We start from the raw sequence: 18,534 nt of genomic DNA, 5'->3' as shown, positions 1-18,534 counted from the left end.
ATTTTTATATGCTAGCACCATAAACAGAGTGGTAAGCTTCAAGCTTTTGAACATATTCGCTTTGATTTGCATTTTTTAAGTAGTCGATTAAATCAAATAAAGTGATGATGGAATATACTTCAATGCCTTGAGCTTTAATTTCAGTCAATGTAGATTCTTTGGTTAACCCACGCTCGCATCGATCAAGTGCAATAACAACCCCGGTTAATTGGCCACCATTTTCTTTAATTAAAACCTGCGACTCTCTAAAAGCTGTGCCTGCCGTAATGACATCATCAACAATAATTGTTCTTCCAGTTAATGGAGCACCAATTAATTGCCCCCCTTCACCATGATCTTTTACTTCTTTACGGTTAAAAGTAACGGTGGTTTCTTGACCTAACTCTGCTAAAGCTATAGCTGTTGCAGTAGTGAGAGGTAACCCTTTATAAGCCGGTCCAAATAAATGCTCAAATTGAGCCTGATGTTCGATTAAAGTTTTTGCATAAAATTGTCCCAACTGCCATAAAGCGTTACCTTGATAAAATAATCCTGCATTAAAAAAGTAAGGACTGATTCGTCCGGACTTTAAAGTAAATTCACCAAATTTTAATACTTGGCAATCAAGTGCTAATTTTATAAAAGCTGATTTCATCTGATTCATTATGTATTTCCGCTAGAAAAAAAAAGTATAAAGATCTCGATTTTTTTTAAAAAATCCTTAACAATCAATAAAAAACTGCTATGCTAATCTATATGTAGGGAATTATTTCCTACATGAGTAAATGTTTATTATAACTCAGTGTCTTAATTATGAATATTTTTACACTGAAAATAAACATCTGTAATAGTTGGATAGTAAAGCTTAAGACAAAGGGGATAGCTAATGTCGCAAAGAGAAACGGGCCATGTAAAATGGTTCAATGAGAAAAAAGGATTTGGATTTATTATTAATGAAAATGGTGATGACATTTTTGTTCATTATAAAGATATCCAAGGTGTTGGATTTAAAACTCTTCATGAAAATGATCCAGTTTCTTTTGTGCTTGATAAAGGACCAAAAGGGTTAAAAGCACAAGACGTTACCATTATTACTGAATAAGTAAAGTAACGATCAAATATTCTCAGCTATCGCTGCGTGTTAAGTTTAACCTGGGCTAAGGATTTACCTAAAACCCGGGTTTGCTTCTCATGCAATAATTTTGGTTATAGCTACAATCTAAGAATTTTTGTTCTGGCAACGTTTTCTACTGTGCCTGAGCTTATGATCATAAGGATGTGGTAACTAATCAAGTGGTTTTCTTTGTCTAAAAATTCATCGTAAAAAAGAAACCGTATCAAGACTCTTGAATTCCCTAAAAATATCTTCATATATAACTCTCTTGTTATTTTATTATTGTTTTAAGAGGTGTGTTTATGAAAAATTTGCCTATGTATCAAGTGGACGCATTTGCATCTACTCTTTTTGAAGGTAATCCAGCAGCAGTTTGTCCTTTAGACAGCTGGCTCACTGAAAAAGAAATGCAAAAGATTGCTACAGAAAATAATTTATCAGAAACCGCCTTTTTTGTTCCTGATGGAGATGGATTTTATATAAGATGGTTTACACCCAATGAAGAGGTGGCATTATGTGGTCATGCAACGCTTGCGACTGCGCATGTTATTTTTGAACAATTAGGATTTAAGAACGAAGAAATAAAATTTAATTGCAAGAGTGGGGCGCTAATTGTTCGCAGACATGGGAATGGGTTAATGATGGATTTTCCAGCATTGTCTTATCATCCAATCGAACTTTCACCTGAGTTGCTGCAGCTCAACTTAAAAAAACCTCAAAAAGTCTTTAAAAGTCAGTTTGATTTAATGTTTGTTTATGATAACGAACAGGACGTGAGAGACGCTGAACCTGACTTGGATGCAGTAGCTCGTTTGGATTATAGAGGTTTAATCTTAACTGCTCCTGGTAAAAATACAGATGTTTATTCGCGGTGTTTTTATCCAGGGTGTAATGTTCCAGAAGATCCAGTGACCGGATCAGCACATTGTGTTATTGCGCCTTATTGGTGTGAACAATTGAGTAAATCACGTATTGATGCAATGCAAGGGGGTAACCGTCAAGGCAAATTGCAATGTGAGGTAAAAGAAGGACGAGTTTTTCTTTATGGAACGAGTCATCTTTATTTACAAGGTACAATTTATCTGCCATGAAATCTATAGAAACTAAGAGGCTTTTATTAAGAGCTTGGAGCGACCATGATATCGCTCCTTTTTTTTCCATAAATCAAGATCCTAAGGTGATGGAATTTATTCCCACTCTTTGGACTATGGACATGGTTACTTATTTTATAGAGCAAATGAATGCTCAACTCGCTGCGAAAAATTATACTTTGTGGGCTGTGGAAGAAAAAAGTACACAACAATTTATGGGGTTTATTGGTCTAAACAATCCGGTTTGGGAAGCACATTTTACACCTTGTGTGGAAATCGGTTGGCGCTTGGCATCTTCTTTTTGGGGTATGGGGTATGCAACTGAGGGAGCGCAAGCTGTTTTGGATTATGCTTTTCATGTTTTAAAATTGAAAGAAATAGTTGCTTTCACAGTACCTGACAATTTACGTTCGCAACGCGTTATGGAAAAACTTGGAATGATTCGTGATGAGAATGGGGATTTCCTTCACCCTAAAGTTGATCCTGTCAATTCTTTGGCGAAACATTATTTATTTAGGATAACAAATTATCGAGATTAATATTTTCCATCATTAATAATCTTGATTTTATTGTTTTTTTTATTAAATGAATAATGACTTTATATAGGGTTCTATTTATCATGGGTACTATTGGGAATATTCATGTGAGAAAAGGAGATTTATGACGACCTATATGTTTCCTGGACAAGGTTCTCAGGCCAAAGGAATGGGAATTGAATTATTTTCATATTTCCCTGAGCAAATAAAGCAAGCTGATGAGGCTCTAGGATATTCCATTAAAGAATTATGCCTGGATGATCCAAAGCAGCAATTGGGGAGTACCGAATACACTCAACCTGCATTATATGTTATTGAAGCGCTTTCTTTTTTAGCTAGAGCTGAGGAAGAACCAATGCCACAATACCTTGTAGGACATAGTCTAGGAGAATACGCTGCTTTATTTGCCGCAGGCGTTTTTGATTTTATTACTGGGTTAAAACTGGTGCAAAAGCGTGGTGCATTGATGGCTCAAGCCAGTGGTGGAGGAATGCTTGCTGTAATTAATTTAACTGAAGATAGAATCAAATTTTTATTGAAAGCTAATGGGTTGGATTCGGTGGATTTTGCCAATTTTAACTCGACTAAGCAAATTGTCCTTTCTGGACCTGCTGGGGATATTGCTAAGGCTAATGAGCTTCTTGCCAATGAAGCCTTGATGTGTGTACCTTTAAAAGTCAGTGGTGCGTTTCACTCACGTTATATGCAATCTGCAGCTGATGAGTTTGCACAATTTATTGCTCCATTTCAGTTTTTGCCACTTCAATCGCAAGTGATTGCTAATGTCACAGCGGAACCTTATGTCGACAATATGATTAAAGATAATTTAGTAAAACAAATTACTCACCCTGTTCGCTGGACTGAAACAATCCGATATTTGAAAGATCAAGGCGAAACAGTTTTCATAGAAGTAGGACCAGGAAATGTACTGACTCGCTTAATCGCACAAATTTGATAAATACCCTCATCCGCCCCCACTGACACCTTCTCCCTTGTAGGGAGAAGAGATATTTCTTAGCTTATGTTAAGGAGAGTCCTGTCTCCCGCTTGAGAGATGGGTAAGGGGGGTGCTTTTCAAGAAAAAGAGAAATTTCTTTCTTTAATTTATTACATCCAAAGAAAAAAGATCATCTACACTTAAATAACGGTTCAATTTACAAAGGATGTAATATGACGATTAGACTGAAACATGATCATGGAAAGTTAGAGGCAATTGAATTTTTTCAGTTGCATCACCATTTGGCAATTCCTCATCTTAAGAAGTACTTGCAGTCCAAAGGTTCAAAACAATGTAAATCAATCAAAAAGATTAGTGTGGATCACTCTTACTTGAATGATAAAGATTATGCGGCATTGCATGATATCTTGAAATTATCATCAAAAGTTAATGAGATTTCATTTTACTCAAATCATATTGATACGGATCGTATTAGCTATTTATTTGATTCTTTGTCCAGTAAAAAAATAAATACAATTAAGTTCATAGATAATTGGATAGGAGACAAAATTTCTACTGATTTTTTCTCTTTTCTAAACAATAAAAAGCTGACTGTTTTGGATTTATCATTAAATTGGTTACGAGATATTGGCGTGCAGCGTTTATTAGATGCAATAGATGCAAATACCGAATTGAATGAATTAGTATTAAGTTGTAATGATTTTGGTTTGGATGGAATGAAAGCATTACATCATTTTGTGTTGAGGCATTCTTCATTGAAAATTTTGGATATTTCATATAACAACTTGAACGAACGATGTGCTGAAGAAATTGCAGCTATGATAACTGAATCGCAATCTTTAACTCACCTAAATGTCAGAAGCAACAAAATCGGTGATGCAGGTGCTGAGCTTATTGCGCAATCACTAAAATCCAATACTAATTTAAAATATGTTGATTTATCGGATAATAAAATCTCAGAGATTGGGCTATTTCAGCTCGTGCGTGAGGCAGAAGCTCATGATCATCTTGAAGATTTAATATTGAAACATAATCATCTCTTTCCTTCAGCATTAAAAACGAGCCGATCGGACTTGCAAGTTGTTTATTGATATCAAATAGGGCAGATTTAAATAACCGTTCAGTGTAGTATTCATCTTCTAATGGATATAATGAACGGTTATCGATTAACCTACGGAGTTTATGCTGATGGGCACTGGTGTTTTTTACCTTTTAAAAAAGCGTATTTTTTTGCCTTTTTTTCTTACCCAGTTTTTTGGCGCTTTTAATGATAATGCATTCAAATTAGCGATGCTCACTTTAATTAGTTATCATTTAACACATGACCAAGCCCAATCTGAATTTTATCAGGCAATAGCAGGTGCTTTATTTATAACACCTTTTTTTCTTCTTTCAGCCACTTCTGGACAATTAGCGGATAAATACGATAAAGCTTTAGTGACTCGAGTGATTAAAGTATTGGAATTATTTTTAATGATTATCGGCAGCATTGCTCTATATTGGGGAAATATTTTTCTGATGATGATGACCTTGACTGGTTTAGGGGTTCATTCAACATTTTTTGGACCAATAAAATATGCCATTCTACCTGACCATTTGCAAAAGAAGGACTTATTAGGTGCAACAGGTTTAATTGATGCGAGTACTTTTATTGCTATTTTATTAGGAACTACTATGGGTACCTTATCTATTGGGGTAAATAGTCCTAAGCCTTATATGGCAGTTTATTTAACAGTGATTGTTGCTCTTGCAGGATTAACTTCAAGTATGTTCATACCAAGAGCCCCTTCAACATCCGAATATATTAAAGTCGATATGCAGATTTGGCGTGTTACTTATAAAATGTTGAAGCATGCTACAGATCATTTTGGTATTTTATTATCTATTTTAATTTTATCTTGGTTTTGGTTGTTAGGGACAATAATCCTGACAAAACTGCCCGACTACACAAATTATGTTTTAGGAGCTAGTAATACTGTTTTTGCACTATTCCTGGCATTATTTTCAATTGGCATTGCATTGGGTTCCATAACGGTTAATTTTATTTTTCAAGGGAGGATTAATCTTCCTATGGTTCCTTGGGCTATGTTTGCTTTTACTTGTTTTACAATGGATTTGTATTGGGCTACACCTGAAATAACAGAACAAGATACCTTATTTTCTTTAATGACCTTTTTTACACGCTTTAGTCATTGGCGCATTGCTTTTGACTTATTTATGCTCGCTTTTAGTTCAGGCCTATTTGTTGTTCCCCTATATACTTATTTACAGGTTATGAGTCCGCCTCATTCTAGAGCACGAATTATTGCGACCAATAATATTTATAATTCCCTATTTATGGTTATGGGTACGTTTATGGTCATTGGTTTATTGCATTTTAGTGCCGCAATTCCACAGATTTTTTTAATTTTAAGCGTATTAAATGCTCTGGTTGCGATATTTGCTCTAATTTACTTAAAGAAAGTGCCTTTACCAGAAAACTAATTGAAGTAGCCTGGGTGCAGCGTAGCGGAACCCGGGAGCAATAATACCCCATTTCCCGGGTTCCGCTACGCTGCACCCAGGCTACAATGCTTCAATGTCAATTAATTATGTTAACCAATCACGGGGTGGCAGGAAATCAGTATAAAGTTTCGCTTCTGTGCTCTGTGCATCAGGCTGCCAATTGTATTCCCATGTGACTTCTGGGGGCAAGGACATTAAAATGGACTCCGTTCTGCCGTTTGATTGTAAACCAAATAAAGTGCCACGGTCATAGACCAAATTGAACTCCACATAGCGTCCTCTTCGGTAGTTTTGAAATGCTTTTTCTCTCTCTCCAAAGGGGTGAGATTTGCGACGCGACACGATTGGCGCATAAGCTTCAATATAATGATTGCCTATACTTTGCATTAGCGCAAAACTATGATCAAAGCTTATTTCATTATAATCGTCAAAAAATAAGCCACCAATTCCACGCGCTTCATTTCGATGTTTGATAAAAAAATAATCATCACACCATTGTTTGAACTTAGGATAAATTGCTTGGCCAAAGGGTTGACAGGCATGTAATGCGGTTTGATGCCAATGTATGCAGTCTTCTTCAAATCCATAATAGGGCGTTAAATCAAATCCACCACCAAACCACCAAACTGGGTCAGCGCCTTCTTTTTCTGCAAGAAAAAAGCGCACATTTGCATGTGAGGTAGGTACATAGGGATTGTCGGGGTGAATGACTAAAGATACGCCAAGCGCATTAAAATTTCTGCCTGCTAATTCGGGACGGTGTGCGCTGGCTGAAGCAGGAAGATTGGCTCCCAATACGTGGGAAAAATTGACACCTGCTTTTGCAAAGACGGAACCCTGCGCCAAAACGCGCGTAATTCCACCACCACCTGTTGGACGCTTCCACTTATCTTCAATAAATTGAGCTTGGCCATCTAAATTTTCAAGTCTCGAGCAAATGGTGTTTTGCAGCTGTAAAAGATAGGTTTTTACTTGTTCTAGAGCATTTTCAGGAAGTGTACTGTTCTTTGGCATGGCTGAGATCCCCAGTTTATAACCTACTTATTTTCTCACTTATTTGAAATTGGCACAATGTTTGCTTTTCTAGTTGGACTTACTTAAAGAGGGGGAAATATGGCGTTAGATCTCGATACATATTTTGGAATACATGCTAAAGCTTTAGTAGCGCGTGACCACAGAGCTTCGCAGTTGGCAAACAATTTAGCCAATGCCAACACTCCCAATTATAAAGCTCAGGATATCGATTTCAATGAGTTTCTAGCAGCGAGTATGGCTGGTGGTGCTCAAAAGATGGAGGCTACTTCTCCTAATCATATTAATGCTAACGCCGATTTTTCAGCGAATTTGAAATATCGAGTTACTTCACAAATGTCTTTAGATGGAAACACAGTAGATAAAGATTTAGAAACCACGGAATTTGCACGCAACTCGCTTAATTATCAAGCCAGCTTGAGTTTTCTTGATAATAAAATCAAATCTATGATGCTTGCGCTGAAAGGAGAATAATCATGACATTAAGCGCAATTTTTAATATTGCAGGTTCAGCATTAACTGCTGAGACAGCGCGTTTAACGACTAGCGCTGAGAATATGAGTAATGCTAACGTAGAGTCAGGTAATGCTAACGAAGTGTATAAAGCAAAATATCCTATTTTTAAAGCGGTTCAAGAACAGGCGAATCAATGGATGGGGGAACAAATATCGGGAGGCGTTCAGCTTAAAGGCACTTATGAGAGTACTTCAGATCCTATAAAGCGTTATGCACCTGATAATCCTTTGGCGGATAAACAAGGATTTGTTTATACACCGAATGTAAATTATGTTGAAGAAATGGCAAACGTAATTTCAGCTTCAAGGTCATATCAAATGGATGTTGAATTGCTTAATACAACAAAACAGCTTATGCAACGTACCTTGAAGCTGGGTGAATAAAGGGAGAACAGGGAATGACAACGAATTCGGTTAATGGAGCGAATAAATCTAATCTTCCGTATAATCAAATCGATTCTCAGACAAAGCAAAGTTTGGGGCAACAGGATTTTTTACGTTTAATGGTGGCCCAAATTCAAAATCAGGATCCCATGCAACCCCAGGTAAATGGTGAATTTTTATCTCAGCTGGCTCAGTTTAGTACCAATGATGGCGTTACCAAAATGCAAGAGTCATTGCAACAGATGGCAACTTCCCTACAGTCAAATCAGGCTTTACAAGCTTCAGCTTTAGTGGGTCGCAAGGTGCTAGTGAATAGTAATTCGCTTCAACTGGGTGCTGATGGTGATACAAAGACTGCTGTAGATATTCCACCAGGGCTAAGTAATTTGAGTGCCTCTATTTATTCAGATTCTGGGGAACTTATAAAAACAATTCCTTTAGGGCAACCTGCACCTGGATTTTTTCAATTCACCTGGGATGGTACTGGTGGGGACAATAATCGCGTGAAAGAAGGTAAATATAAAGTTGAGGTTCGTGCAGTTTATGGTGGAAAAGAAGTGTCTTTAAAAACAATGACCTCTGCAAACGTTGATAGTGTAAGTCTTGGTCAAAATGGTGACGGCTTAAAATTAAATGTAGCAGGGGTTGGACCAATATCATTGGATCAGGTAAGACAAATATCAGTTTAAGAGCAGGAGGCTAAAATGATTTTTGACGCAGCACTAAGTGGACTTCAAGCAGCAACAAGTAATTTGGACGTTATAGGCAATAATATAGCAAATTCTTCTACAGTAGGATTTAAAGGATCTCGTGCGGATTTTGGCGATATTTACTCATTCGGTGGTTATGGTAGCTTTGGTGCTGGCAGTACCTCTATTGGTGGTGGAGTGATGTTAACCTCGGTTCAACAACAGTTTGCATCAGGAAATTTAACCAATAGTACAAACAGTCTGGATTTGGCAGTGAATGGCTCTGGATTTTTTATTTTAGAAAATCCAGGAGGCGGACCAGTCTATACACGTGCTGGTGAGTTTAGTTTGAATAACCAAAATTATATTACCAATGCTAACGGACAATATCTGACTGGGCTACTTTCAGACGGAAAAGGGAATATTACTGGAACGTCAGGGAAATTGCAGATAAATACAGAGAATATAAGCCCTCAGGCAAGTACTACGGTGACAACTGGTGTTAATTTAAATTCGCAAAGTACACCCCCAGCAGTTGACTGGACTGGTGGAACAGCACCGCTGAGTAGTTCTTATAATAATCCAACCTCATTGACTATTTATGATAGTTTAGGTAATTCTCATGTGCTGAGTATGTATTTTATTAAAGCAAATTCTGCTGCCGCATCGGGACAACCTAATGCTGCAACACCTCCAGGTACAGAAAATCAATGGTATGTTGCATTTCAAATCGATAATCAGGATGTTCCACCTATTACAGGTACAGGTAATACTGCGAATCTGTTTGAGATGAATTTTAATACTGATGGATCGTTTGTTGGGATAGCTAGTCCTGGTGGTGCGCCTATAGCGAATAACTTGATTCCATTATCGCTTAACTTGAATAATGGGGCTGATCCTTTAAATTTAAATGTTGATTTAACAAACAGTACTCAGTTTGGTAGCCCATTTGCTGTTCAATCTACTTCATCAAACGGTTATACAACAGGAAGCTTAGCTAGTTTAAATATTGATGATAGTGGCCTGATTCTAGGTATTTATACCAATGGTCAGTCCATGGCTATGGGACAAATTCAATTAGCTAATTTTGCCGATCCTACAGGGTTACAAAACGTAGGAAATGTTTGCTGGACACAAACTTCCGCTTCAGGCCAACCTTTGGTAGGAGTTGGTAATACAGGTGGATTAGGTGCCATTAAATCGGGCATGTTGGAACAATCTAATGTGGATTTAACCAGTGAGTTAGTTGATTTGATTAGTGCACAACGTGATTTTCAGGCGAATGCACAATCAATTCGTGCTGGTGACGCGATCACACAAACAATTATTAATATGCGTTAGGAGGTAACTCATGGATCCTATCTTATATAATGCTGCAGGTGGTGGACGGATCGGTTTTAAGCGCCAGGAAATAATCGCCAATAATTTGGCGAATGTTAATACTCCTGGTTTTAAAGCGGATATGTATCAAGCACAAACCATGTATGCAAATATGGGGGGATCAGACAGCGGAGCAGCCTTTGCGATACAAAATCCAAATGCACTTGATTTAAGTCCTGGCGATATTACGACAACAGGACGCAACCTAGATATAGCAATTGAGGGCAATGGCTGGTTTGCTGTGAGTAACAGTCAAGGTAAAGAGGGGTACACGAAGGCTGGAAATTTACGGTTGGATGTAAATGGCATGTTAACAACCGCTTCTGGGCACCCTGTTTTAGGCAATGGCGGACCCATTTCAATTCCCCCAGCTCAGGAAATAAACATTGGAGCTGATGGTACGATTACAGTTGTTCCGCTTGGTGGTGATCCCAAAAGCGCGGCTATATTAGATAGAATTAAGTTAGTTACTCTGGATAAAAATAATATTGTCAAAAGCTCAGAGGGTTTATATCAATTGAAAAATGGTGGAACGCCCCCTGCTGCTGATGCAAGTGTCCAGGTACGAAGTGGTGCTATTGAAGGATCTAATGTTAACGCGATTGACCAGATGGTAGAAATGATTACCTCTGGACGTGAGTACGATGCACACATGAAAGTGATGTCTACAGTTGAAGACAATTTTCTAAAATTGGCACAAGTATTGCACGAATAACCCCATTTTTAGTATATAAGTAAGAATAATTGCGGAGGGATCCCCATGGAACCAGCATTATGGGTAAGCAAATCAGGCTTGGAAGCCCAAGAAAAAAATATTGCTACGATTGCTAATAACTTGGCAAACGTCAACACAACTGGCTTTAAAAAAGATAGACCAGTGTTTCAAGATTTACTTTATCAAAATACAAGTCAGGCAGGCGCTCAATCTTCAGAGAACTCTTTAATTCCAACAGGTATCAATGCAGGTTCTGGTGTCCATTTAGCCGCTACTGAAAAAATATTTGAACAGGGCAGTGCGCAAAATACACGTAACCCTTACGATTTAATGATACAAGGTCAAGGTTTCTTTACAATTTTGATGCCTGATGGGACTCAAGCATATACTCGTGATGGTACTTTTACAGTGGATAGCACAGGGCAGCTCGTTGATGTTAATGGCTATGCATTACAACCCTCAATAAATATTCCTGCTCAAACCTTAGGGGTAACGATTAGTACTGAGGGAGTGGTAAGTGCTACAGTAGTTGGAAGTACTACTCCAACCGTACTTGGAACCATACAATTGGCGAATTTTACCAACCCAGCAGGACTTCAGCCTATAGGACAAAACCTTTTTATAGAAACGGCTTCAAGTGGTGCAGCAACATTGAATAATCCAGGAAATTCAGGTGTCGGCACCTTGTTACAGGGCTCTTTAGAGGCATCGAATGTGAATGTGGTTGAAGAATTAGTTAATATGATTCAAGCACAAAGAAGCTATGAGATTACGGCAAAAGGTATCCAGACTGTGGATAACATGTTGCAATACCTAAATCAAACCGTTTAAGAAGATTTCATTGATGAAATTATTTAATTTGCTTGTTGCAGGATCAGTTGCCATTTTTTTGAGTGGGTGTGAACTTTTAAATCCACCTCAGCGTGGGAAGGACCCTGAGTTTGCACCTACGTATCCAACAACACCCGACCCAAAAGAGTTAAGGAAAGAGTCGGGAGCAATTTATAGTCCGGAAACTGCCTTACCTCTTTTTGAAACGCCAAGAGCAAGACATCCAGGAGATATAATTACAGTATTTTTAGTTGAAAGTACTAACGCATCAAAAAATGCAACTCTGCAACAGCAGAAAACCGATACTAATGTAGTTAAGAACAAGCTCTTTTTAGGACGACCTATTTCTTTTGGTAGTGGTTACAGCATGGATTTTGATTTAAACAATCAACGACAATTCAATGGGTCTGCCCAAGCGGTACAGAATAATAAATTGGCAGGAAGTATTTCAGTTACGGTATCGCAGGTGCTGGCAAATGGTAACATGGTAGTACAGGGTGAAAAATGGGTGAAAATCGATCAAGGAGAAGAATACGTACGTTTATCAGGTATTATTCGACCTCAAGATGTCAGAGCCGATAACTCCGTCACCTCAGATCGTATAGCCAACGCTCGTATTGCGTACGGTGGCACAGGACAAGTGAATAACACGAATGCCCAAGGCTGGCTGGCACGAATTATGTGGGGTCCATTATTCCCAACCTAACGTGACTTATAAGCCTGGCAAAGCGAAGTATTGTAGTCTGAGTGCTTGGTAGCCTGGGTGCAGTGCAGCGGAACCCGGGATCAGCGCTAAATCGTTCCCGGGTTCCGCTGCGCTGCACCCAGGCTACAATTGGGAACGATTTATTTAAATAATGCTTAATTAACAAGGAAATTGTAATGCGGCGATTGCTGATAATTACATGGATGCTGACGATAAACTTGATAGCAAATCACGTTTATGCCGAACGAATTAAAGATCTCGCGACTTTGGCTGGCGTACGTACCAACCAATTAGTTGGTTATGGTTTGGTTGTTGGTTTAAATGGTACTGGAGATAAAACTGGAACTCGATATACTGAAGACACTTTTGCAAACTTGCTCACTCAATTAGGCGTAAACATTCAACCGGGAACCAAGCTTAATTCAAAAAATATGGCTGCAGTGATGGTGACCGCGAGTTTGTCTTCTTTTATGAAAAAGGGACAAGCTATGGATGTGAATGTTTCCTCTATTGGTGATTCAAAAAGCTTATTAGGTGGCACCTTATTAATGACCCCAATGAAAGGAGCAGATGGGCGAGTTTATGCAGTAGCCCAAGGAAATGTGATCGTGTCTGGTGTAAGTGCATCGGGAAGTGATGGTACAAGTGTTACAGTCAATGTGCCAAGTGGGGCACGAATTCCTAATGGTGCAACCATTGAGGTCGACATTCCTAATCCTTTTTATTTTACCAAAGAATTAACTTTTAATTTGCACATGCCTGACTTTACTACAGCAAAACGCATGAGTGATGCCATTAATGAAATGATGGGACCAGGAACTGCTAGAGCCTTGGATGCTGCGTCAGTGGTTGTCACTGCGCCCAAGAAAATGTCCCAACGTGTGGACTATGTTTCGGTATTGGAAAATATAGAGTTCAAACCTGCTGAGGCGATAGCAAAAATTATTATTAATGCGCGTACAGGAACGGTAGTTATTTCCTCTAATGTCATTGTCAAATCGGCGGCGGTCTCACATGGTAATTTAGTGGTGAGTGTGACTGAAACTCCAGTGATAAGCCAACCTAATGCTTTTGCTCGTGGGCGTACGGTTTCAACCCAGCAATCACAAGTTGCCATTGAGCAAAAAAATAATCATGCGTTTGTATTACCACCGGGTGTGACACTAAAGGATATTGTTAGAGGGATTAATGCTGTAGGAGCAACGCCTGCTGATGTAATCGCGATACTTGAAGCACTACAGCAAGCAGGTGCTTTAAATGCCACCTTAATCGTGATATAGGTGGGTATTGGAATTGTGATCCATCAAAATAAAGGATTGATATGACGGTACATGGAATTGCAACCAGTGATTTTAGTGCATTGAATGAATTAAAAGTTCAAGCACAAAATAATGAAAAAGAGGCCCTGCCTGAGGCAGCGAAACAATTTGAAGGAATATTCTTACAGTCCATGATGAAAAGTATGCGCATGGGGCAGCATTTTCTAGAAGAATCGAGTCCATTTAGGGGCAAGGATAGGGAAACCTTTCAAGATATGCTGGATGCTCAATATGCAAGCACTATTGCGAACTCTAAAGGTGTTGGTTTAGCCGATATGCTTGCGAAACAAATGGAGCAAAATCTACCTACCGTAGAACAACCAGAAAAAAGAACAACGGATATGCAGGTTAGTTCTAACTCAATATCTCCCATAGCGGTAAAAGAAGAAAAACAGGATAAAACGGCAAGTACAATTGATGAATTTGTCAAATCAATTTGGCCCCAAGCAAAACAAGCAGCATCAATTATTGGTTTGGACCCTAAAATTTTGATAGCTCAAGCAGCATTAGAAACAGGGTGGGGAAAATATGTGACCAAGGATGCTTATGGCAGCAGCAGTAACAATTTATTCAACATAAAATCTGGTAACAGCAATGAGTTTGATTCAGTAAATGTTAAAACAACTGAATATATTGCCGATACGCCAATTAAAATCAACGCATCATTTAGAAAATATCCATCAGTTGAGCAAAGTTTTAATGATTATATTTCTTTAATCAAAGACAGTGAGCGATATCAAAATGCTTTAGCCAGTGCCAGAAACCCCGAACTTTATGTTAATGAATTGCATAAAGCAGGGTATGCCACCGATCCTGATTATGGTACAAAAATTTTATCAATTTATCATGGTGAGGAATTAAATCAGGCAATACAACGTTGTGAGTTATCAGAGCAAGTTTGAAGTAACTACTGCTGAAGGTAATTTGAAGATTAGGTCAGGGAGCAAACAATTATGTCAATACTAAGTATTGCTTATTCAGGAATGAATGCTTTTCAAAATGCATTGAGTGTCACTGGAAATAATATTGCAAATGTCAAAACACGAGGTTATTCAAGACAAAGTATTCAGTTTGCTCCAACTCCATCCAGACGTTATGCGGGTTCATTTATTGGTACAGGAGTGGCTGTTAACAACGTGTACCGCAACGTGGATCAATTTGCTAACGCTCAAGTGAGAAGTACGTCAAGTGTTAAATCCCAATATGATACTTTTTACCAGCAGGCCCTGGAAATTAATAAATTGCTTTCTCAGGATGGTAGCAGTCTTTCTTCATCATTACAGTCCTTTTTTGACTCACTAGGTCAATTAAATAATGCACCAGACAATGTAGCTTCACGGAATGTTGCTATGAGTCAAAGTCAATTGTTAGCGAGCCAATTTTTATTTTTGCAACAAAATCTTGATCAATATCAAGCAAACTCAACGGCGCAGATTAAAGAAATAGCGAATACAATTAATCAATTAACATCGAATCTTGCAGCAGTAAATGAGCAAATAATGAATTCATCTAATTCTCCTGATTTATTGGATCAACGGGATGAATTACTCAAACAGTTATCTCAGTATTCCGATTTAACTGTAGTGGAACAAGATAATGGGATGGTGAATGTGGGTATTGGTAGTGGCCAAATGTTGGTAATCGGAACGACACAAAGAGCTTTGTCAGTCAGTTTTGATCAAATAACAGCTCAAGGGACTCATGTTTTATTGGGTACTGGTGCGGAACAAATAGACATTACAAATCAATTAAGCAGCGGAACATTGGGTGGTTTGTTAGATTATGAACGAAATATTTTATCTAAAGCCAGTCAAGTCATAGGACAAATGGCTATTGGTTTAGCACAGGCGTTCAACGCTCAAAATAGTTTGGGAATGGACTTAAATAATCAATTAGGACAGAATATTTTTACCGATTACAACACCTTGGCTATGCAACTGGATCGCTCAGTTGCAGCAGCGACAAATATAGGGTCTGGAGTATTATCAGTAAATATTTCTGATATCTCACAAACCAAAATCAGTGATTATCAATTAGTTGTTACGAATGCAGGCGCGAGCCAGGTTACACTCATTCGTGATTCGGATGGATCCTCAGTGACCTTAAATTGGACTAGTAACCCACCAGCCCCACCAGCGGGACAAATTGTAGTAGATGGCATGACCATCACTGTAGATAACATCACTAACTTAGCTAATAATGATTCTTTTACTCTCATGCCGACACGTGGCGCAGCAGAGAAATTTGCTTTACTAATGGATGATCCTCGTCAGTTAGCCCTCGCATCACCAGTACAAACCAGCGCATCCCTAAATAATACAGGACAAGGACAAATTGCTTTAGGACCTATTTTAAATACCGCTGGAGTTTCTAAACAATATACCATTGATTTCATCTCCCCAACTCAGTTCAATCTGATCAACGTTACTGACGGTATTACCACGGGTCCACTTCCATTTGTTCCAAACACAGACAATGTGGTTCAGATTCCAGATGCTATCAATCCCTCTTATTCGATTACTTTATCCGGTGCACCGAATGCAGGAGATCAGTTTACTGCACAGTATAATCAGGGCGGCTATGGTGATAACCGTAATGGTTTACTTTTGGCTGGAATCCAACAGCAAGATATTTTTTCTAACGGTACTGAAACAATTTTTGACGTTTATTCTGATTTGCTCTCTGACACAGGAAGCCAAACCAACGAAGCTAAAAATCGTTCCGATGCATTTCAGGTTTTATATAAACAAGCTGTTGATTATCAGGAAAGTATCAGTGGAGTAAATCTTGATGAGGAAGCAGAAAACTTATTGCAATTCAAGCAAGCGTATGAAGCTGCAGCAAAGCTAATGGAAATTGCCAATCAAATGATGGACTTACTTTTTGACATGATGAGGTGATGAATGCGTATTTCAACAAATCAAATTTATCAGAATAGTATAAATAGTTTATTACAAAAACAAGCACAGGTGGCAAAACTGCAGGAACAGCTTGATGAAAATTTTTTAAAAGTGCGTTATTCATCAGATGATCCCATCGCTTTTGCACAAATTGAACTCATGAACCAGCGCATAAGCTTTACAGAGCTTCTACAAAAAAATCGTGAAAGTGCTGATAGTGCACTCAGTATGGAAGAATCGATTTTAAATGATTGTACAACGAGTTTACAACGTTTAAGAGATATTCAGGTTCAAGCAGGCAACGCGACATTATCTGAGGAAGATCGTAAGGCATTAGCAATTGAGGCGAACATCATTTTGAATGAGTTGGTCGATTATGCAAATACAAAAGATATCAATGGCGATTATATGTTTGCCGGAGGCCAGACATCTACAATGCCCTTTTCAGTAAATGCATCAGGGCAATATGTATATAATGGTGATAGTACGCAGCGTTTCCAGCTTGTTGGTAATAGTTTACAAATGGCGATTAATGACCCAGGAGATGGTCTTTTTATGCGCATACCTGATGGGAACGGTAGTTTTTCTATTAAACAAACAGGAACCCTTAATACAGGAACAGCATCAGTAAATGCAGGTTCAGTATCTACTCCTTCAGCTTATGTGCCAGACAATTACACAATGAGCTTTGCATTGAACTCACAGGGTAATTTGGTCGTTATGGTTAGTGGTGCAGCCAGTGGGAATGTGATCCCTCCAACCGGGCTACCTGATGATGCACCTTTATATCAAGATGGAATGACGGTTAGTTTTAATGGTATGGAAATGGCAGTTTCAGGCACACCTGCACCGGGAGATGCTTTTTTGATCACGCCTTCTCAAAACGAATCTGTTTTTGCAACAATACAGGATATGATTAATAACTTGAATCAACCTTATACAACTGCTACTCAAAAAGCAGCTACAATAACAGTGAATAATCAAATATTGGCACAAATAGATAGTGCATTAAGTACCATCTTGGATGCTCGAGCTAACTTGGGTTCCAGACTGAATCAGTTACAACATGCGGATGAAGCAAATTCCGATTTGATTGAGCAAAGTAAAATTACCTTAAAGCGATTACAAGAAGTCGATCCTTTAGTTGCCGCTTCTGAATTTAAACAGGAATTATACAATTTGGAAGTTGCACAACAAAGCTTTGTATTGATACAGGGGTTATCTGTTTTCAATTTCATTTAGTTTTTTAAATGAAAATTGTTCTGTAAGAGTGGTAATCAATATTTAAACCTATTGTAGCCTGGGTGGAGGCGTAAGCCGTAACCCGGGATTAAGAGGTTCGTTGATGTTGAGAACCCCCGGGTTCCGCTGCGCTGCACCCAGGCTACGTAAATAATTTAGATCGAATAGCCGGGATTCTTGCACTAGGCTTGGTGTTTCCTGAATTTTATAAGCAAGATCGAAACTAAGTTACTGAGTTATGATCGTAATTTTAGTTATTGAGAGGGCAGTTTGCCGCCCAAAATTGAGCTATATCGATTCGTCTTGTTATCCAAATATCTTGATACTGAGTTAAATGATCTAAAAATTGTTTTAAGATAAGACAGCGGTCGGGTTTTCCACTCAGGCGTGGATGCAAGCCTATAGTCATTATGGCAAGACGTTTTTCTTGATAAAGATAACGAAACGTATTCATTAATCGGTCATAAAATTCTTTGGCACATGAAAAACCAGGTGTTGTAGTGAACCGAAAATCATTGCAATCAAGCGAGTAGGGGATAACAAGATGCTCGTCAATATATTACCCTGGCGTCTAAAAGTTATTGATTTTATGTGATATTCTACGCGCTTTTGACTAAATCAATTTGTTGAGATGAGTA

General features: G+C 38.4%; 19 protein-coding genes and 1 pseudogene. 17 read left to right on the top strand and 3 right to left on the bottom strand.

Annotation, left to right across the window (positions count from 1 at the left end; genetic code table 11):
* Positions 1–4: 4 nt before the first annotated feature.
* Positions 5–643, bottom strand: a complete 639-nt coding sequence (gene pyrE / locus Lstg_RS04400) for an orotate phosphoribosyltransferase (RefSeq protein WP_058476459.1) — start codon at positions 641–643, stop codon at positions 5–7.
* Between the two features lie 222 nt (positions 644–865).
* Here pyrE and Lstg_RS04395 point away from each other — a divergent pair, with 222 nt between their 5' ends.
* From Lstg_RS04395 to Lstg_RS04370, 6 genes are all read left to right on the top strand, one after another.
* Positions 866–1,081: a cold-shock protein gene (locus tag Lstg_RS04395; protein ID WP_003631957.1), complete on the top strand. Its 216-nt coding sequence runs from the start codon at positions 866–868 to the stop codon at positions 1,079–1,081.
* A 314-nt stretch (positions 1,082–1,395) separates the two neighbouring features.
* Entirely contained in the window at positions 1,396–2,184 is a 789-nt protein-coding gene (locus Lstg_RS04390) for a PhzF family phenazine biosynthesis protein (RefSeq protein WP_058476458.1), read from the top strand.
* Positions 2,181–2,723 carry a GNAT family N-acetyltransferase gene (locus Lstg_RS04385; protein WP_082650799.1) on the top strand — a complete coding sequence of 181 codons (543 nt, stop codon included), beginning with the start codon at positions 2,181–2,183 and terminating at the stop codon, positions 2,721–2,723. Before Lstg_RS04390 ends, Lstg_RS04385 begins: the two co-directional genes overlap by 4 nt.
* A gap of 121 nt (positions 2,724–2,844) precedes the next feature.
* Positions 2,845–3,675, top strand: a complete 831-nt coding sequence (gene fabD / locus Lstg_RS04380; RefSeq protein WP_058476457.1) for an ACP S-malonyltransferase — start codon at positions 2,845–2,847, stop codon at positions 3,673–3,675.
* 215 nt (positions 3,676–3,890) lie between these two features.
* Positions 3,891–4,769: a leucine-rich repeat domain-containing protein gene (locus tag Lstg_RS04375; RefSeq protein WP_058476456.1), complete on the top strand. Its 879-nt coding sequence runs from the start codon at positions 3,891–3,893 to the stop codon at positions 4,767–4,769.
* 97 nt (positions 4,770–4,866) lie between these two features.
* Positions 4,867–6,162 (top strand): MFS transporter, encoded by a 1,296-nt coding sequence (locus Lstg_RS04370; RefSeq protein ID WP_058476455.1) that lies wholly within the window; start codon positions 4,867–4,869, stop codon positions 6,160–6,162.
* Between the two features lie 105 nt (positions 6,163–6,267).
* On the opposite strand, the gene hemF is transcribed toward Lstg_RS04370, so the two are convergent.
* Positions 6,268–7,197 carry an oxygen-dependent coproporphyrinogen oxidase gene (gene hemF / locus Lstg_RS04365; RefSeq protein ID WP_058476454.1) on the bottom strand — a complete coding sequence of 310 codons (930 nt, stop codon included), beginning with the start codon at positions 7,195–7,197 and terminating at the stop codon, positions 6,268–6,270.
* Positions 7,198–7,296: 99 nt separating this feature from the next.
* On the opposite strand from hemF, the gene flgB reads away from it, so the two are divergent.
* From flgB to flgL, 11 genes are all read left to right on the top strand, one after another.
* Positions 7,297–7,689, top strand: a complete 393-nt coding sequence (gene flgB / locus Lstg_RS04360; RefSeq protein ID WP_058476453.1) for a flagellar basal body rod protein FlgB — start codon at positions 7,297–7,299, stop codon at positions 7,687–7,689.
* A 2-nt stretch (positions 7,690–7,691) separates the two neighbouring features.
* Positions 7,692–8,114: a flagellar basal body rod protein FlgC gene (flgC, locus tag Lstg_RS04355; RefSeq protein ID WP_058476452.1), complete on the top strand. Its 423-nt coding sequence runs from the start codon at positions 7,692–7,694 to the stop codon at positions 8,112–8,114.
* A 14-nt stretch (positions 8,115–8,128) separates the two neighbouring features.
* On the top strand, positions 8,129–8,803 hold the full coding sequence (locus Lstg_RS04350; RefSeq protein WP_058476451.1) for a flagellar hook assembly protein FlgD: 675 nt from the start codon (positions 8,129–8,131) through the stop codon (positions 8,801–8,803).
* A gap of 15 nt (positions 8,804–8,818) precedes the next feature.
* Entirely contained in the window at positions 8,819–10,144 is a 1,326-nt protein-coding gene (gene flgE, locus Lstg_RS04345; RefSeq protein WP_058476450.1) for a flagellar hook protein FlgE, read from the top strand.
* Positions 10,145–10,154: 10 nt separating this feature from the next.
* Positions 10,155–10,898, top strand: a complete 744-nt coding sequence (gene flgF / locus Lstg_RS04340) for a flagellar basal-body rod protein FlgF (protein WP_058476449.1) — start codon at positions 10,155–10,157, stop codon at positions 10,896–10,898.
* Positions 10,899–10,943: 45 nt separating this feature from the next.
* A complete protein-coding gene (flgG, locus tag Lstg_RS04335) occupies positions 10,944–11,729 on the top strand; it encodes a flagellar basal-body rod protein FlgG (protein ID WP_058476448.1) in 786 nt (261 codons plus the stop codon).
* A 13-nt stretch (positions 11,730–11,742) separates the two neighbouring features.
* Positions 11,743–12,435: a flagellar basal body L-ring protein FlgH gene (locus Lstg_RS04330; RefSeq protein WP_058476447.1), complete on the top strand. Its 693-nt coding sequence runs from the start codon at positions 11,743–11,745 to the stop codon at positions 12,433–12,435.
* Positions 12,436–12,611: 176 nt separating this feature from the next.
* Complete coding sequence (locus Lstg_RS04325; RefSeq protein WP_058476446.1) at positions 12,612–13,715, top strand: flagellar basal body P-ring protein FlgI; 1,104 nt, start codon at positions 12,612–12,614, stop codon at positions 13,713–13,715.
* 41 nt (positions 13,716–13,756) lie between these two features.
* Positions 13,757–14,656 carry a flagellar assembly peptidoglycan hydrolase FlgJ gene (gene flgJ, locus Lstg_RS04320; protein ID WP_058476445.1) on the top strand — a complete coding sequence of 300 codons (900 nt, stop codon included), beginning with the start codon at positions 13,757–13,759 and terminating at the stop codon, positions 14,654–14,656.
* Between the two features lie 51 nt (positions 14,657–14,707).
* The gene (gene flgK, locus Lstg_RS04315) at positions 14,708–16,654 is read left to right on the top strand and encodes a flagellar hook-associated protein FlgK (RefSeq protein WP_058476444.1); all 1,947 of its coding nucleotides are present in this window, start codon (positions 14,708–14,710) and stop codon (positions 16,652–16,654) included.
* A 3-nt stretch (positions 16,655–16,657) separates the two neighbouring features.
* Positions 16,658–17,896, top strand: a complete 1,239-nt coding sequence (gene flgL / locus Lstg_RS04310) for a flagellar hook-associated protein FlgL (RefSeq protein ID WP_058476443.1) — start codon at positions 16,658–16,660, stop codon at positions 17,894–17,896.
* A gap of 250 nt (positions 17,897–18,146) precedes the next feature.
* Here the strand turns inward: flgL and Lstg_RS04305 are convergent.
* Positions 18,147–18,455 (bottom strand): annotated as a pseudogene (locus Lstg_RS04305) (chitin deacetylase); the annotation flags it as partial.
* Positions 18,456–18,534: the final 79 nt, after the last annotated feature.

This window comes from Legionella steigerwaltii, assembly GCF_001468065.1.
Lineage (GTDB): Bacteria > Pseudomonadota > Gammaproteobacteria > Legionellales > Legionellaceae > Legionella > Legionella steigerwaltii.
This window is presented reverse-complemented; position numbering and strand designations above follow the sequence as displayed.

What these genes read in the sequence shown, in the direction of transcription:
- Lstg_RS04330 (WP_058476447.1), top strand. Translation starts at nt 11,743, where the DNA reads ATGAAATTATTTAATTTGCTTGTTGCAGGATCAGTTGCCATTTTTTTG.
- flgC (WP_058476452.1), top strand. Translation starts at nt 7,692, where the DNA reads ATGACATTAAGCGCAATTTTTAATATTGCAGGTTCAGCATTAACTGCT.
- Lstg_RS04375 (WP_058476456.1), top strand. Translation starts at nt 3,891, where the DNA reads ATGACGATTAGACTGAAACATGATCATGGAAAGTTAGAGGCAATTGAA.
- Lstg_RS04350 (WP_058476451.1), top strand. Translation starts at nt 8,129, where the DNA reads ATGACAACGAATTCGGTTAATGGAGCGAATAAATCTAATCTTCCGTAT.
- hemF (WP_058476454.1), bottom strand. Translation starts at nt 7,197, where the DNA reads ATGCCAAAGAACAGTACACTTCCTGAAAATGCTCTAGAACAAGTAAAA.
- Lstg_RS04370 (WP_058476455.1), top strand. Translation starts at nt 4,867, where the DNA reads ATGGGCACTGGTGTTTTTTACCTTTTAAAAAAGCGTATTTTTTTGCCT.
- flgL (WP_058476443.1), top strand. Translation starts at nt 16,658, where the DNA reads ATGCGTATTTCAACAAATCAAATTTATCAGAATAGTATAAATAGTTTA.
- pyrE (WP_058476459.1), bottom strand. Translation starts at nt 643, where the DNA reads ATGAATCAGATGAAATCAGCTTTTATAAAATTAGCACTTGATTGCCAA.
- flgF (WP_058476449.1), top strand. Translation starts at nt 10,155, where the DNA reads ATGGATCCTATCTTATATAATGCTGCAGGTGGTGGACGGATCGGTTTT.
- Lstg_RS04395 (WP_003631957.1), top strand. Translation starts at nt 866, where the DNA reads ATGTCGCAAAGAGAAACGGGCCATGTAAAATGGTTCAATGAGAAAAAA.
- flgE (WP_058476450.1), top strand. Translation starts at nt 8,819, where the DNA reads ATGATTTTTGACGCAGCACTAAGTGGACTTCAAGCAGCAACAAGTAAT.
- flgJ (WP_058476445.1), top strand. Translation starts at nt 13,757, where the DNA reads ATGACGGTACATGGAATTGCAACCAGTGATTTTAGTGCATTGAATGAA.
- fabD (WP_058476457.1), top strand. Translation starts at nt 2,845, where the DNA reads ATGACGACCTATATGTTTCCTGGACAAGGTTCTCAGGCCAAAGGAATG.
- flgG (WP_058476448.1), top strand. Translation starts at nt 10,944, where the DNA reads ATGGAACCAGCATTATGGGTAAGCAAATCAGGCTTGGAAGCCCAAGAA.
- flgB (WP_058476453.1), top strand. Translation starts at nt 7,297, where the DNA reads ATGGCGTTAGATCTCGATACATATTTTGGAATACATGCTAAAGCTTTA.
- Lstg_RS04385 (WP_082650799.1), top strand. Translation starts at nt 2,181, where the DNA reads ATGAAATCTATAGAAACTAAGAGGCTTTTATTAAGAGCTTGGAGCGAC.
- flgK (WP_058476444.1), top strand. Translation starts at nt 14,708, where the DNA reads ATGTCAATACTAAGTATTGCTTATTCAGGAATGAATGCTTTTCAAAAT.
- Lstg_RS04325 (WP_058476446.1), top strand. Translation starts at nt 12,612, where the DNA reads ATGCGGCGATTGCTGATAATTACATGGATGCTGACGATAAACTTGATA.
- Lstg_RS04390 (WP_058476458.1), top strand. Translation starts at nt 1,396, where the DNA reads ATGAAAAATTTGCCTATGTATCAAGTGGACGCATTTGCATCTACTCTT.